The organism is Mesorhizobium muleiense (assembly GCF_900099905.1).
GTDB classification, from domain to species: Bacteria; Pseudomonadota; Alphaproteobacteria; order Rhizobiales; family Rhizobiaceae; genus Mesorhizobium; species Mesorhizobium muleiense.
On the sequence record NZ_FNEE01000002.1, the window covers coordinates 394174 to 408387 of the forward strand.

The 14214-nt window shown below is 63.0% G+C and carries 12 protein-coding genes and 1 pseudogene; 5 read left to right on the top strand and 8 right to left on the bottom strand.

Translation table 11 applies throughout. The features are described 5' to 3' along the window. Positions 1 to 217 precede the first annotated feature (217 nt). The 8 genes and pseudogenes from BLT09_RS05865 to BLT09_RS05905 all read right to left on the bottom strand — a co-directional run bounded on the left by BLT09_RS05865 (position 218) and on the right by BLT09_RS05905 (position 8332). On the bottom strand, positions 218 to 1003 hold the full coding sequence (locus tag BLT09_RS05865; protein ID WP_139172529.1) for a glycine-rich domain-containing protein: 786 nt from the start codon (positions 1001 to 1003) through the stop codon (positions 218 to 220). 870 nt (positions 1004 to 1873) lie between these two features. Then, complete coding sequence (locus BLT09_RS05875) at positions 1874 to 4072, bottom strand: esterase-like activity of phytase family protein (RefSeq protein ID WP_091591338.1); 2199 nt, start codon at positions 4070 to 4072, stop codon at positions 1874 to 1876. A gap of 150 nt (positions 4073 to 4222) precedes the next feature. Continuing rightward, positions 4223 to 5239 (bottom strand): glycoside hydrolase family 25 protein, encoded by a 1017-nt coding sequence (locus BLT09_RS05880; RefSeq protein WP_091591340.1) that lies wholly within the window; start codon positions 5237 to 5239, stop codon positions 4223 to 4225. Positions 5240 to 5457: 218 nt separating this feature from the next. Continuing rightward, entirely contained in the window at positions 5458 to 5706 is a 249-nt protein-coding gene (locus BLT09_RS05885; protein ID WP_091591341.1) for a hypothetical protein, read from the bottom strand. A 184-nt stretch (positions 5707 to 5890) separates the two neighbouring features. Next, positions 5891 to 6289 carry a GFA family protein gene (locus BLT09_RS05890; protein WP_091591343.1) on the bottom strand — a complete coding sequence of 133 codons (399 nt, stop codon included), beginning with the start codon at positions 6287 to 6289 and terminating at the stop codon, positions 5891 to 5893. A gap of 187 nt (positions 6290 to 6476) precedes the next feature. After that, positions 6477 to 7433, bottom strand: a complete 957-nt coding sequence (locus BLT09_RS05895) for an alpha/beta fold hydrolase (protein ID WP_091591801.1) — start codon at positions 7431 to 7433, stop codon at positions 6477 to 6479. Positions 7434 to 7459: 26 nt separating this feature from the next. Beyond that, positions 7460 to 7944 (bottom strand): annotated as a pseudogene (locus tag BLT09_RS05900) (SRPBCC family protein). Positions 7945 to 8083: 139 nt separating this feature from the next. Next, positions 8084 to 8332: a ParB N-terminal domain-containing protein gene (locus BLT09_RS05905; RefSeq protein WP_023798216.1), complete on the bottom strand. Its 249-nt coding sequence runs from the start codon at positions 8330 to 8332 to the stop codon at positions 8084 to 8086. 156 nt (positions 8333 to 8488) lie between these two features. Here BLT09_RS05905 and BLT09_RS05910 point away from each other — a divergent pair, with 156 nt between their 5' ends. The 5 genes from BLT09_RS05910 to BLT09_RS05935 all read left to right on the top strand — a co-directional run bounded on the left by BLT09_RS05910 (position 8489) and on the right by BLT09_RS05935 (position 14200). Continuing rightward, entirely contained in the window at positions 8489 to 10129 is a 1641-nt protein-coding gene (locus tag BLT09_RS05910) for a N,N-dimethylformamidase beta subunit family domain-containing protein (protein ID WP_091591344.1), read from the top strand. Position 10130: 1 nt separating this feature from the next. Further along, on the top strand, positions 10131 to 11510 hold the full coding sequence (locus tag BLT09_RS05915) for an aminotransferase family protein (RefSeq protein WP_091591346.1): 1380 nt from the start codon (positions 10131 to 10133) through the stop codon (positions 11508 to 11510). Between the two features lie 3 nt (positions 11511 to 11513). Then, complete coding sequence (kce, locus tag BLT09_RS05920; RefSeq protein ID WP_091591347.1) at positions 11514 to 12443, top strand: 3,5-dioxohexanoate:acetyl-CoA acetone transferase; 930 nt, start codon at positions 11514 to 11516, stop codon at positions 12441 to 12443. A gap of 274 nt (positions 12444 to 12717) precedes the next feature. Then, entirely contained in the window at positions 12718 to 13161 is a 444-nt protein-coding gene (locus BLT09_RS05930; protein WP_091591803.1) for a GNAT family N-acetyltransferase, read from the top strand. Between the two features lie 7 nt (positions 13162 to 13168). Next, entirely contained in the window at positions 13169 to 14200 is a 1032-nt protein-coding gene (locus tag BLT09_RS05935; protein WP_091591804.1) for a histone deacetylase family protein, read from the top strand. Positions 14201 to 14214 lie beyond the last annotated feature (14 nt).

Consider the following 14214-nt stretch of genomic DNA (forward strand, 5'->3'; position numbering starts at 1 on the left):
GTTGAATCGCAAATGATGTCAGGAGATAATGTCATCCCGTCGTTCCCGCCAACTGCCTGTCTTTGGGTTTAACCCGTGGTGGTAAACACAAGCTACAAGTTGTGGCAGAAATCGCCCGCTAAGCGGGGGGGAAAGCTGCACCACATAGGGGCGGCCATAGCAGACGTCAGCGGTCCGGAAGAATGGCCGGGCAGGAGACATTCCTGCCCGGAACCGCTTATTCACCGCCGCCGCCACACCCGCCGCCGCAGCCATCACCGCCTCCACCGCAGCCACCACTGCCGCAGCCACCGCCATTGGCGTTCCGTCTGTCTTTTCGCGGCCGCCAGACAGGAAGCAGGCGCGTAAGGGCGAAGAAAACCGTCAATCCGGCAATCAACGTCCACGCGGACGAATTCCAATCGAGACTCCATCCAGTCCACAAGACGAAAAAGGCATAGAAGGCAGCGGTGCCGAGTTGGCTCTTCGTGACATATGGCAACCGCGATGTCTCGACGACCGTGTGTCGCTCGACGTCGCCGAAGCGAATCTGCTCGCCCGGCCAGATGTCGGACGGCGGCATGGTGCCGAATTCTTCCTGATACCGTTCCTTCGTTCGCCTGTAGCAATCGTGGAATTTGGAGTTTTCAGCAGCACCGCCTTCGGTCGGTTCGTGATGGATATCCCTGCCCAGCACACCACGGCAGAAATCGTCCCAGTAGCTACGGGTGTACACGAGGTGCAGGTGCCAGGCTTCATCGACTGCCTGCGAAGGAGTCAGCATCTCGTCAGAGACGCACATCAGGTAGACGAATTTTTTGTATTCTTCGACGACACGCTGCGCAAACTCCGACGGCCAGCCGTTTTCTCGGGCAAGCCTGGCCGAGAAGGGCAGATTGATGTCGGGTTGATCGAAATTGTAGCCTTCAATGCGATGCCAGAGATTGAGGTCGCTTGGTCCGCTCATCTGCCCTCTCACCGACGGTGGAACGACAAGAACTATAGCACATTCTGCGGAATGCACCGGCGGGGTACGTGTTTGCGTCTCTCTAGCTGCGCATCATTGTAATCGACCACTCCCCAACAGAGGGGCGGACAGTCGCGTCGCCCGCCGATACGGACGAGGGAAAACCAAGAGCCAAGACGATTGCCGCCGCCAGGGCGAATTTGTTGCGTCTGATGGTTTCCCTATTCGTTATCGAAGTCACTGAATGACTATTGTTTTGAGTTCCTGAAGCCTTTGGTCGTAAACCGAGTTCAGGCACTCTTTGTTGGCTCCGCAGTGGTTGCGGTCTGTAAGCCAGATCCGTTGGACACCCAGGATGCGCTTTCGGAGTTCCGGCTCGACGTTGTCGCGAATCGAGAAATATATCGAGTTCATTGCTCGATCTTTCGCCCAGATGCTTTCGTCGTCGCACATTGCAAAAGCAGAGCTACTCGAAAAACTTTCCAGCTGAAGGACGATCGCAAAATGAAAATGGAAAGTTCCTGGCGCTTTGATACTCCCGGTCCCATGCCGCGAGGCCGTTCGGGCATTTGACAGCCTGCTCGGCAAAGTCGTTGGGCAAGGCAGCCGCTGGAACATGCTGGAGCACTTCAAAGGCTATTTCGGGTGAACAGACCGCAGCTCCTCTGAAAGCTGGGCTGAATCTGATCTCGACAGGCTCATGTGGCAAACGGCCGATAATGCGCCGCTGTTCATCGAACCCTTTTACGAAGGATGCGAAGCGCTGCGCGGAGACGATTCAATCGCTGTGCCTGCCGTCGGAAGGATGAATCGCATTCTGAGGGGTGTTCCAGCTTGGCACCAACAGCACTCCGGCCAACACCCCTCTTCCGTCTCGGCGCTACGCGCCGATCCACCTTCTCCCGCAAGGGGAGAAGGCAAGAAAGCTCAGTTCACAGCGCTGATGTTGCCCAGGCGTAAAAACAGCGTTTCGCCGGAAGAATCGTCGACGCCGTCATTGTCGGTGGCGACGAAGATGTCGCCGTTCTTGTCGATGGTGAACCCTTCGACCTTGTCGATGACATAGCCGTTGGTGGCTGATTTCAGGTCGCCGACGATGTCGCGCACCAGCGTCTTTTCGACCAACGGCAGGTCGCCACCGAGCTTGGCCGGTTTGAAGGCGTCGAGCGCCACCGAATAGATGCGCTTCACCTTGGCCAGGTCGCCGATCTGGTTGTCGCGTTCGAGGATGTAGAGCTTGCCGTCATGCGTGGTGATCTCCGACAGGCCCATCCAGCCAGCTTCGGTCGCTTCGAGCGGGTAGCGCACCGCCGACCATTCCTTGGCCTTGGGCTTGTAGGCCAAGAGCTTGACCTGGCCCTTGGGGTCGTCGGCCCATTCGCGCTGGACGGCCATCACCAGCGTCAGGTCGTCGCCTTCGCCGATCACGGTGATGCCTTCGAGACCGAAGCGGCTCTGGTGGGCGAGCAGTTCCGTCGGGAAGCCGATTTCCTGCTTGATCACGCCCTCGTCGTCGACGCGCAGGATGGCGTGCGGGACGAGCTTTGCCGGATCGCCTTCATTGGCCAGCCAGAAGCCGCCTTCACCGTCGGCGACAAGACCCTCGATGTCGAGCTTCTGTGCAGGATGGCCATCACGCGTGACGATGGTCTTGCCGGTGATCAGCGCCGGCGTTTGGGTGGCATCGATCTCGAAGATCGAGGGCGCGTTGGCGTAGAAAGAGTCCGAGGCAGCGAACAGCTTGCCGGCAGTGTCGCCGGCTGCGAGCGCCGAAAGCGCGCCCCAGCCGAGCGGCGTCCCGTCTGCCGTGGGCTTTGCCGTGATCATCGGGTAAGCGGCGGGGCCTTCGGAGCGCTTGTAGATCATCACGTGCGAGCGGGCGAGCCCGTCCTCGACCAGGTCGGCCTCGTTGGCGGTGACCAGGAGATTGCGCGACGGGATCGCGACCAGGCCCTCCGGACCGATGCCGGACGGCAGGATCTGGACAAACCGAGGCTCCGCACCGGTGTCCTTGTAGACGCCGACAATCGAGCCACGCTCCGAAGCGACGAAAATCAGCCTGTCCTCGCCGAACGTGCCGGTCTCGAGACCTTCCGGCTCGACGCCCTTCTTGTTGCGGTCGTCGGGATAATGGCCGGCATTGGCAACCTGGTACTCAAAGGACGGACCGGATTCGTAGAGAACCTCGCCCTTCTTGCTGAGGATCGTGAAGCCGCGCGAGCCGCCCTTGTAGTCGCCTTCGTTGGCAACGACGAGGCGGTCATTGTCGAGCCATTTCACGGCGTCGGGCTCGCGCGCGACGTTTTCGATCTTGCCATCGAACGACAAGGCACCGTTCTTCCTGGTGTCGACCTTGTCCAGCGTGGTCGAGCCTGCGGAGAAGTGCGTGACGATCGCGCCGGTTTCGGCGTTGACGATGGCGATGTGGTTATTTTCCTGCAGCGTGACCGCTATCTCGCCGGCCTCGTTGAAGGCGACGAATTCCGGCTCGGGATCTTCCCCAGCGACTTCGGCAATGCCCGCCAGGTTGACGGTCTTCATCGTCGCGCAATCAGGCTGGCCTCCGGCAAGCGTGAATATTCTGAGGTCGCCGGCCGGCATCTGCGGAATTTCTCCGTCGTTCAGATCCTCGTCGCGCTCGTTCTCGATGGCGATGGCCAAAAACTTGCCGTCCTTGCTGAACGCCAGCGAGTCCGGTTGGCCGCCGAGGTCGCAAGTGCTTTCGATCGCCTTGGAGGCAAGGTCGATAACGCTGAGGTTGCCCGAAGGCCTGGCTTTGCTTTCCGACGTGTTGACGCCGGCCAGAACCTTGCCGCCGATGACCACAACCGAGGTCGGCTCGCCTGATATCTTGACGATGCCGCCGGCCTTGGGCGCCTTGGGATCGGCGATGTCGATGAAGCCGACCGCACCGAGCGGGCTATCGGAATAAACCAGCGTCATGCCGTCTTCGCTCGCCGTGATGATCTCGGACGAAGTCGGCGTGGTCTTCTCGACATCCGCCGGGAGGTTTCCGGCCACCGCGAAGCTAGCGACCCGGTTGAACATCATGTCGGCATGGGCCGGCAGCGAAACCGAGGCAGCAAGCGCTGCCGTCAGGACGAAAAGCGCGGAATGGCGGGGCACGGGTGGCGTCTCCTGTTCGAATGGAAGCCACCTGATTGCGGGAACGACATTTCAATGCGATGACGGATCGATGACACTTCCGCGACAGGCGGCCAGGTCCGTCAATATTCACCTCATGCTGGCCTGCGAATGGGCGCTTTCCTCGGCCGCCTACTCCGCCTCGGCCACCATCTGCCGCCCGCCAGCCCAGTTCCGCCAGGCTCTCTCGTCGCCGTGGAAGACGTTGAGGTCGATGCGGCCCCTCACCCCATGCGACAGGCCGGAGCCGGAATACTGCCAGAACACCCATTTGCGGCCGGGATAGACCTTTGACGGGTGCTGTGCCACCGCGCGCAGCCAGAATGGATAGTCCAGAAATGCGCCTCTGAGATTGTCGCGGTAGAAATCAGGCGCGGTGTAGATGATGGGCCGCTGGCCGTAGTGGCGCTCGAGCTTGTCCATGAACACCTGCATCTTCTCCAGCACCTTTTGCCGCGACGGCCGCCGCTTGCAGCTGGATTCGCCGTTCCACTCGACATCGATCACCGGCGGCAAGGCGCCCTCGACCCTCGGCACGTTGCGGATGAACCAGTCAGCCTGCTCACCAGCGGTGCGGCACCAGTAGAAGAAGTGATAGGCGCCACGCTTGAGGCCGGCGGCGTCGGCATTGCGCCAGTTCTTCCTGAACATTGGGTCGAGGTGATCGCCGCCGTCGGTCGCCTTGATATAGGCGAAGTTCGCGCCCTGCGCGCGCAGCTTGCCCCAGTTCACGTTGCCTTGCCAGCGCGAGACGTCGACGCCGTGAACGGCGAGGTGCCTGGGCGATGCCCTGCCGAAATTGATCGGCTTGGCGTCGCGAAAACGATAGCGCTGGACCGGCTCGGCGAGCATCGGTGCTGCCCGTGCCAGCCGCGTCGGCGCCACCAGGGCAATCGGCTCGGCGGGCGGTTCGATGCTTTCAACAGGCTCCGGAGTGGCCATCGCCACAGTCTGCTCCGTCGCCTCCTCCGGCGCGAAGTCGGGTTCGGCATCGGCAGCGCTGACCGACGCCACCGGCGCGGGCGGTCGTACAACCGAGCTGGTCGTCTCGCTGGACGGCACTTGCAGCGCGTCGACGCCGGACGTGGACGTGCAGCCGGCAAGGCAAAGTGACGCGATCGAGAAGATGACGACGCCTGATAACCGCATCTGGACCTGTACGCAGAACAGAACAGACCGAGGGCAAGACAACGCCGCCGGACAAACCAGTCCGGATTGCTAACAAGAAATTACCAACAAAGTTTGAATCAAATTGTTAGGGCAGAGGGGCTGGGCAAGGCGCTCGCTCTTTCACCGTAGCGGTGAGAGCCTGGAAACGCTGCAGGACCGAGAGGGCGCGAAGGATCGCGACGCCAGCAGGTCGCTGCCTAGCCGCACAACCATAGATTGTGGCAGCTCTCGGCTACCATATGAGCGGGCGGGACGGAGCGGTCGGTGCCAAGGCGATCAGAGTTGGGGCGATCGGTGACGGGATTGACCGGCGCATCATCATCCCGGCGAACCTTTTCTTCGAGCAGCGAGCGAAGCTCGGCCGGCTGCACGCGGTCACGCTCCATCACCAGCTTGACCATCGGATCGCTCAAAAGCTCATCCAGGGTGTTAATTCTGTCGTTCATCCGTCGCCTCCTTCGACTGCCGACCCGCAGGCAATAGATAGGCGGCAATGATGGCTCGCCAATGACGCTTTGCCGACTATCTCGTGTCCCGGACGAAAAAATTTGGGCACGCCTTGTGCTTGATTTCGCCTGCGCTTCGGTTCGCCTGTGCTTCAGTTCGCATGTACTTCAATTCGCCTGTGCTTCAATTCGGCGGTGGGGCGCCTTCATATTGCGGCAGTCCGTCGTCGAGCTGTACCCAGGGCTGCTTCGAGGCGGTCCAGATATGCATCTGCGGCTTGAACATGGAAGGATCGTCGAGCGAGCCGGAGGTGATGCCGATGATGCCGGCGGAGTCGCGCCGGGAAAATATCGTCGTGCCGCAGCCCGGGCAGAAGCCGCGCTTGAGATCGGGCGAGGAATTCACCGTCGCCACCGGCCCGTCAATGGTCACATCGTCGATACGGAACAGCACACGGGCGTTGAAGGCCGCGCCGAGCGCCTTCTGGCAAAGCCGGCAATGGCAGACGCGCTCGTTGATCGGCGCAGCCTCGGTGCGGTAGCGCACTGCCCCGCACAGGCAGCCACCCTGATGTTTCGCCATTGCCTTAGCCCTCTTTCTGAAGATTGGCAGGAAGGTAGCTGCCGGGATAGGAGCGTCAATTGAAAAGCATTGATGGCGCCATCTGTTGGCGTGATGCGGCAGGCCGAATGTACGATCAGGCGCGATGCGCAACGAGCGTCGCCGGCCATCTCGCGGGATATGGGCCGGACAGGCCGTTGTCAGGTGGTTATTCCGTTTCGCTGATGACCTCGTCCCAGGTCTTGACCTTGGTCTCGTCATTGAGGAAGGGCAGCGCCGCGGTCACCAGTTCCGGTGCGAAAAACACGTCGTAGTGGGTGCGGTTCGGCAGGATGGCCAGGCGGTTCTGCGACAGGTTCTCGCGCATCCAGCCGGCGTCCTTCAACCCGCCGCCGAGCATCTGGTAGAACTTGATCTCATGCTCGGGCCGGTACATGTCGCTGTCGCCGAACACCAGCATGACCGGCATCTTCAGCTTCGCCACTTCGGCGGAGTAGTCGTAGTCCTTGCGCATATGGGTGCCCAGCTGGTCGAGCAGTTTTGGAAAATCCTGCGGGTGCGGCGCGACCGCCACGTAGGATTTGTACATCGGCGTGTCCTTCATCATGTCGGCCATCGCGGCGCCGACCTGCGCCTGCTGAGTACGCATGTCGGCATAGAAGCCGTCCGAGGCATAGCCGGTCGAGACCAGCACCAGCCGGCGCACTGTCTGGGGATGCTGGACGGCCATGCGGAAGGCGACGCCGCCGCCCAGCGAGTAACCCATGACGTCGACTTTGTCGTAGCCGAGCGCCTTGACGATCGCCGCCATGTCGTCGCCCATCGCCTCAAGGCTCAACGGCCGATCGCCGAGCGCGGTGCGGCCGTGACCATGCAGGTCGACGCCGATGACGGTGCGGCTTTCGGCAAGCTTCGGCAGGATCGGCGCGAACATGTCTGTGGTGCCGAGACCACCATGCAGCAGAAGCAGCGGCTCGCCCCGGCCATAGACGGCGTAATAATAATTCAGGCCGTTGATCGGCAGCAGGCCGGATTTCGCCGGCTTGGGCATGGCTTTCGTTTCGCTGGTCATGGACGGCTTTACGTCCTCGGCATTGCTGGCGCCCGGCGCGGCGAAGAGCGCCGCGGCCGAGGCGAAAATGGCGAAAAACATCGATCTGGACATGTCGGTCTCCTTGCGTCCCGCCGATATCAAAGCCGCCTGGCGACTTCTTCGAGCTGGTCGGCGCACTGGCCCCAGCCCTCGTGAAAGCCCATCTTCTCGTGCTCTTCGCGGTCAGTGACCGACCAATGCGCAACCCGGGCGATGTAGCGGGTCTTGCCCTCGCCCTCATCCTCGAAGGTCAGCACGACCGTCATGAACGGCTTTTCGGAAGGCTCCCAGGCCTTTGTATAGGCGTCGGTGAGAACGATCTTTTTGCCCGGCACGACTTCGAGGAAGACCCCGGGGTTCGGGAATTCGTTGCCGTCGGTCCGGCCATGACGACCAGGCTGGAGCCGCCGGTGCGTACGTCCATTTCGGCGCGCGGCGTCGTCCACGGCTTTGGCGCGAACCAATGCGTCACGAGCTTCGGCTCGGTCCAGCAGCGATAGACGTTCTCGCGCGGCGCATCGATGATGCGGGCAAGAACCAGTTCACGGTCGGAGCTGGGGGCGATGTCGAGCTTGGTCGTCATGATGGTCTCCTCACTTGCTTGCTAAAGAGTTGGCTTGAATGCCGGTTTCCGTCTCAAGGACGAGTGGGCAACGCGCAGCCCGACACGGTTTCGCGAAAAACTTCGCCAGGCCGATTCCGGCGGACGCCCGAATGAGAGCTTAGTGGCGCTTGGCTTGCACCAGATAGGCTTCGATCTCGGTCTCGCCGAGCCACTTTGCCGCTTCCAGCCGGTGCAGGCCTTCAACCAGGATATGGCGCTTGCCGTCGTGGCGCACCTGGATCGGCGTCTTCATGCCGTTTTCCAGAATGTCCTCGGCCAGATGCCGAACGGTCTCGGGATGCAGCGTCTTCCTGCGCGCGGTCGGCACGTAGATGTCGTCCACCCTGACCTTTTGCACTCTCAGCATGTCGGCTCCCGCGGCGGAAAAGGCCGCCTTTTGAGAGATAGTCGGTTTGACAGGCAAGGCCAAGGCCGGCTGTCAGCTATCGCTGGCCCGATCGTTTCCGATTGACGCTTGCCGAGCAGATGGCCGAAATGGCGATCTTCGATCATGCCGGTAGCCATGACTGACTTGCCGACCGAATTCCCCGATTTCGGACTGACGCTCCACCAGCGCCGGCAAGCGGTGCGCGGCCTCTACTGGGAGTGGCCGGGCATGGACAGCGAACATGGCGAGATCTGGTGCTACAGCGACCGTTTCTCATACCGTCGGGGCGAGACGGTGACGCTGCATGTCAGCTCGACGGCCTCCAGCTTCAGCATGGCGATCGTCCGCGACGGCGGCATCGAGACGAAAATGTCCGAGAAGGCCGGGATCGCGGCACGCTGGCAGGATACACCCGACCAATGTTCGGTCCTAGGCTGCGGCTGGGACGCGTCGTTTGAATTTCGCGTCGGCGACGACTGGCCGTCCGGGGCCTATCGCGTCACGCTGACGGCGGATGGCCGCGATGGCAAGCCGGTCCGCTGCCACCATCTTTTCATCGTTACCCCGCAGCCCGGCAAGAAACGGGGTCGTGTGCTGCAGGTCGCCGCCACCAGCACCTGGCTTGCCTACAGCACTTGGGGCGGCTCCAATCATTACGAAGGCATCACCGGCCCGAACCGCGACCAGTATGCCCCAATGGTGTCGACGCAGCGGCCATGGTGCCGCGGCTTTGTTGTCCTGCCGAAGGAGGCGCCGCGCGTGCCGCTCGAGGTCGCCGTGGCGCCCAAAACCGTGCCGCGCTATCCGCATATGGAATGGGCCTTCGCCACCGGCCATTCGAAGAAATACGCCTCGTCGGGCTGGGCAAGCTATGACAGCCACTTCTTTCGTTTTGCAGAGCGTGCCGCCTATGCGGTCGACCTTGCCAGCCAGCACGAATTGCATTTCTCGCCCGAAATCCTCGACGGCTATGACTGCGTCGTCTTCGTCGGCCATGACGAATACTGGACCTGGGAGATGCGCGACGCTGTCGACGCCTATGTCGAGCGCGGCGGCCATGCGGCGCGCTTCGCCGGCAATTTCATGTGGCAGACCAGACTGGAGGACGAGGGCCGCCGTCAGGTCTGCTACAAATACCGCGCCCGCGCCGAGGATCCGGTCTATCGCGGCGGCGACGTGACCCGCGCCACCAACTCCTGGGAAGCACCGGAAATCGGCCGGCCGGGTGCGACGACCTTCGGGCTCAATGCGACCAGGGGCATCTACGCCGGCTGGGGCGGTTGCGCACCGCGCGGCGTGCGCGGCTTTCCGGTCTACCGGCCTGAGCATTGGGCGTTCGCCGGCACAGGCATCTATTACGGCGACCTGCTCGGCGCCGACAGCCATGTCTATGGCTATGAGGTCGACGGGCTCGACCACGAGATCCACGGCGGCCTGCCCTACCCGACGCCCGACAGCGGCGCGCCGGATGGGCTGGAAATCCTTGCGGTCGGCATGGCTGCGCAAGTCGAGGAGAGCGCCGATATCCCGTTCGAACACCAGTTTCTCGGCGACGAGGATGGACGCTTCACCGCCGAAACGCTGTTCGGCGAGGCGAGCGACGCCAATCTCGACAAGGTCAAGCGCGGCAACGGCATGATCGTCAATTTCCGGCGCGGCAAGGGCGAGGTGTTCCACGCCGGAAGCTGCGAATGGGTCGCCGGCCTGCTAAGGCAGGACGCGATGGTCGAGCGCGTCACCAGGAATGTACTCGACCGCTATCTCGGAAAATCCTGACATGCTGAAGTCCCAGACCCCTGCCCCGGATACCGAGACGCGCCTGCCGTCGCATCTGTTCTATCTGTCCAGCCTGCGCCGGCCGCTGGTCGACCGCGCCGAAGGCATCTACATCTGGACGCAGGACGGCCGCCGCTTCATCGACGGGTCGAGCGGACCGATGGTCGCCAATATCGGTCATTCCAACCGCAACGTGCTCGATGCGATGAAGCGGCAGATGGATCGCGCCACCTTCGCGTACCGGCTGCATTTCGAGAACGAGCCGGCCGAGGACCTGGCACGGGAGTTGGCCGGAAAGCTGCCCGAAGGCCTGGACCGGATCTTCTTTGTCTCGGGCGGTTCGGAAGCGACGGAATCCTGCGTCAAGCTGGCGCGGCAATGGGCTGTCGCCACCGGACAGGCCAGCCGCTGGAAGGTGATCACGCGCTTTCCATCCTATCATGGCGGCACGCTCGGGGCGCTCGCCGTCACCGGCGACGATGCGCTGGCCGAAACCTTTGAGCCGATGATGCAGGTCATGCCGACCGTGCCGGCGCCGGCCGCCTGGCGCGACCGCGACAATCTCTCGATGGAACAGCGCGGCGTCCGCTACGCCGACATGCTGGAGGAGAAGATCCTCGCCGAGGGGCCGCAAAGCGTGCTCGCCTTCATCATGGAGCCGGTCGGCGGCGCTGCCACCGCGGCGCTGGTGGCGCCGGACAGCTATTATCCGCGCATCCGCGAAATCTGCGACCGCTACGGCATCCTGCTCATCCATGACGAAGTGATGAGCGGTGCCGGCCGCACCGGCAAATTCCTCGGCGGCGACCATTTTGACTGCAAGCCCGACATCGTCGCGCTGTCGAAGGGGCTGGGCTCGGGCTATGCGCCGCTCGGCGCGCTGGCGGCATCCATGCGGCTGGTGCAGCCGCTGCTCGCCTCCGGCGGCTTCCAGCATGGCCATACCTATGCCGGCAATCCGCTCGCCTGCGCCGCCGGGCTCGCCGTGCTTGGCGAAATGGATCGTCTCGACCTGATCGCCAATGCGGCGGGCATGGGCGATCTTTTGATGGCTGAGTTGACGGGCCTGGCCAAGCGGTTTCCGTTCGTCGCCGACGTGCGCGGCAAGGGCCTGCTGCTAGGTGCCGAGATGGTCGCCGACCCCGATACGCTGCGGCCGATCGCACCGGCGAAGAAGGCCACCCAGCGCCTGCTCGACCTCGCCTATGAGCGCGGCCTGATCATCTATGGGCGAAAGGTCAAGGGTGGCGTCGACGGCGACAATTTCATGGTGGCGCCGCCGATGATCGTCACGGCCGAGCAGATCGGCGAGATCGTCGCCATCATCGGTGACTCGCTGCAGGTGCTGGCCGGCGAACTCGACCTGCCGGTCGAAGGCTGAGCCATGGCGCCGCGAAAAGTCATCATCACCTGCGCCGTCACCGGGTCGGTGCACACGCCGTCGATGTCGCCGCATCTGCCGGTGACGCCGGACCAGATCGCCGCAGAGGCGATCGCGGCTGCCCAAGCCGGCGCCTCGATCCTGCATCTTCACGCCCGCGATCCCGGGGATGGGCGGCCGACCGCCGATCCTGATGTGTTCATGCAGTTCCTGCCGCGCATCAAGCAGGCGACATCAGCGGTGATCAACATCACCACCGGCGGCTCCTCGCTGATGACGCTCGACCAGCGGCTGGCCGCACCACTCAGGGCCGAGCCCGAAATGTGCTCGCTCAACATGGGCTCGATGAATTTCGCGCTGTTCCCGATGCTCGACCGGTCAAGGGAGTGGCAGCACGAGTGGGAGCCGAAACTGCTGGAAGCGACCCGCGACACGATCTTCAAAAACACCTTTGCCGATATGGAGACCGTGCTCGAAAGACTTGGAAAGGGCTGCGGCACACGCTTCGAATTTGAATGCTACGATGTCGGCCACCTCTATTCACTGGCGCATTTTCGCGATCGCGGTCTGGTGGCGGGACCTCTGTTCATCCAGTTCGTGTTCGGCATTCTCGGCGGTATCGGCGCCGATCCCGACAATCTGGTCCATATGAAGCGCATCGCCGACAAACTGTTCGGCGACAGCTACCAGTTTTCGGTGCTGGCCGCCGGGCGCCACCAGATGCCGATGATTGCGATTGCGGCGGCGATGGGCGGCAATGTCCGCGTCGGGCTGGAGGACAGCCTTTACGACGGCCGCCAGCTGGCAAAGTCCAATGCCGACCAGGTGCGCCGCATCCGCAGCGTGCTCGACGGGCTGTCGCTGGACGTCGCCACGCCCACCGAGGCGCGCGAGATGCTGGCGCTCAAGGGCGGTGACCGGGTGGCTTTCTGAGATGGTTACGGCCTGAGATGCTTGCGTTCCGTCCCACCCCCCTCTGGCCTGCCGGCCATCTCCCCCGCAAGGGGGGAGATTGGACATCACTGCGGCGGCTTTCGCCAATTGCCGACGTTGCAGAATTGGCGACAAGACCGAAGCTGCCAATCTCCCCCCTTGCGGGGGAGATGGCCGGCAGGCCAGAGGGGGGTGCCTGGGCGCCGAACCTCCAGTGACTGCCGATTTACCCAAAATCATCATCCGGCCCGGCACCATCGAGGACGTCGAAACCATGCATGCCGCGATCCTGCGGCTTGGCGCGCATACCGGCGCACACCAGGAAATCACTTCTACGCCCGAAGACCTGCGCACCTACGGCTTTGGCGAAAAACCTGCCTTCTCGACTCTGATCGCCGAAGTCGGCGGCGAGTTCGCCGGCCTGTGCCTGCATTTCCCGATCTTCTCGACCTGGATGGGGCGGCCCGGCGTCTATGTGCAGGATCTCTATGTCGAAGATCGGTTTCGCGGCCGCAGGATCGGCGAACGCCTGCTTCGGCGTGTCGCCCGAGAATGCCGGAAGGACGGCGGCGCCTATCTCAGACTGTCCGTCGACAGCGACAATGAAACCGCCAAGGCCTTTTACGAAAGGCTGGGCATTGCCTGGTCGAGCTACGAGCAGGTGCAGAAGATCGTCGGCGACGCGTTCTTTGCCTTCGCCGATGCACCAGAGGAATGAGGAAATCATGAAAGCCTTTTATGCCGAAGAGCAGAAGCGCCACGATCCCAAGGCGTTCCTCTCCAGCGGCGCCCAAAAGCCCAATCCGGAAAAGCCGGAGCGCGTCGAACGGCTGCTCGCCGGCGCCGAGGCTGCCGGCTGCACGATCGAACGGCCGAGAGATCACGGGCTTGGTCCGGTTGCCGCTGTGCATACGCCCGAATATCTCGATTTTCTCGAGCACATCTTCGCGCGCTGGCAGCGCATCGAAGGCGCTTCGGCCGAAGTGATCCCCAACATCCATCCGATCGCGCGGGGCGGCTCTTATCCGGCCTCGGCGGTCGGCCAGGCCGGCTACCACATGGCCGATACCGCTTGCCCGATCTCCGGCGAGACCTGGCGGAGCGCGCTGTGGAGCGCCTGGAGCGCGGTCGAGGCCGCCGACGCGGTGATGGCGGGGGCGCCGGCTGCCTATGCGCTGTGCCGTCCTCCCGGCCATCACGCCTTTGCTGACGTCGCCGGCGGCTTCTGCTTCATCAACAATTCGGCGGTCGCGGCACAGACGCTACGCAAGCAAGCCGCACGGGTGGCGATCCTCGACGTCGACCTGCATCACGGCAACGGCACGCAAGGCGTTTTCTACGCGCGGCCGGACGTGCTCACCGTCTCGCTGCATGCCGATCCGGTGCGCTTCTATCCGTTCTTCTGGGGTCATGCCGACGAACGCGGCGAAGGGCCTGGTCTCGGCTACAATCTTAACCTGCCGCTGGCGCGCAAATCCGGCGATGCCGCGTTCCTGGAAGCACTCGACATGGCGTTCCAGCGCATCCGCGCCTTTGCGCCGGAAGCGCTTGTCGTGGCGCTCGGCCTCGACGCCTTCGAGGGCGATCCGTTCGGCGGACTGACGGTAACGACGCCAGGCTTCTCGCGCATCGGCGAAGCCATCGCCGGTTGTGGCCTGCCGACGGTCATCGTCCAGGAAGGCGGCTATCTCTGCGACGAACTCGGCGACAATCTTACTGCCTTCCTCACCGGGTTCAGCGGCGGCAAGAAGCGCTAATATCAGCCGGATGC

What these genes read in the sequence shown, in the direction of transcription:
- BLT09_RS05930 (WP_091591803.1), top strand. Translation starts at nt 12,718, where the DNA reads ATGCATGCCGCGATCCTGCGGCTTGGCGCGCATACCGGCGCACACCAG.
- BLT09_RS05895 (WP_091591801.1), bottom strand. Translation starts at nt 7,433, where the DNA reads ATGTCCAGATCGATGTTTTTCGCCATTTTCGCCTCGGCCGCGGCGCTC.
- BLT09_RS05885 (WP_091591341.1), bottom strand. Translation starts at nt 5,706, where the DNA reads ATGAACGACAGAATTAACACCCTGGATGAGCTTTTGAGCGATCCGATG.
- BLT09_RS05910 (WP_091591344.1), top strand. Translation starts at nt 8,489, where the DNA reads ATGACTGACTTGCCGACCGAATTCCCCGATTTCGGACTGACGCTCCAC.
- kce (WP_091591347.1), top strand. Translation starts at nt 11,514, where the DNA reads ATGGCGCCGCGAAAAGTCATCATCACCTGCGCCGTCACCGGGTCGGTG.
- BLT09_RS05915 (WP_091591346.1), top strand. Translation starts at nt 10,131, where the DNA reads ATGCTGAAGTCCCAGACCCCTGCCCCGGATACCGAGACGCGCCTGCCG.
- BLT09_RS05905 (WP_023798216.1), bottom strand. Translation starts at nt 8,332, where the DNA reads ATGCTGAGAGTGCAAAAGGTCAGGGTGGACGACATCTACGTGCCGACC.
- BLT09_RS05880 (WP_091591340.1), bottom strand. Translation starts at nt 5,239, where the DNA reads ATGCGGTTATCAGGCGTCGTCATCTTCTCGATCGCGTCACTTTGCCTT.
- BLT09_RS05935 (WP_091591804.1), top strand. Translation starts at nt 13,169, where the DNA reads ATGAAAGCCTTTTATGCCGAAGAGCAGAAGCGCCACGATCCCAAGGCG.
- BLT09_RS05890 (WP_091591343.1), bottom strand. Translation starts at nt 6,289, where the DNA reads ATGGCGAAACATCAGGGTGGCTGCCTGTGCGGGGCAGTGCGCTACCGC.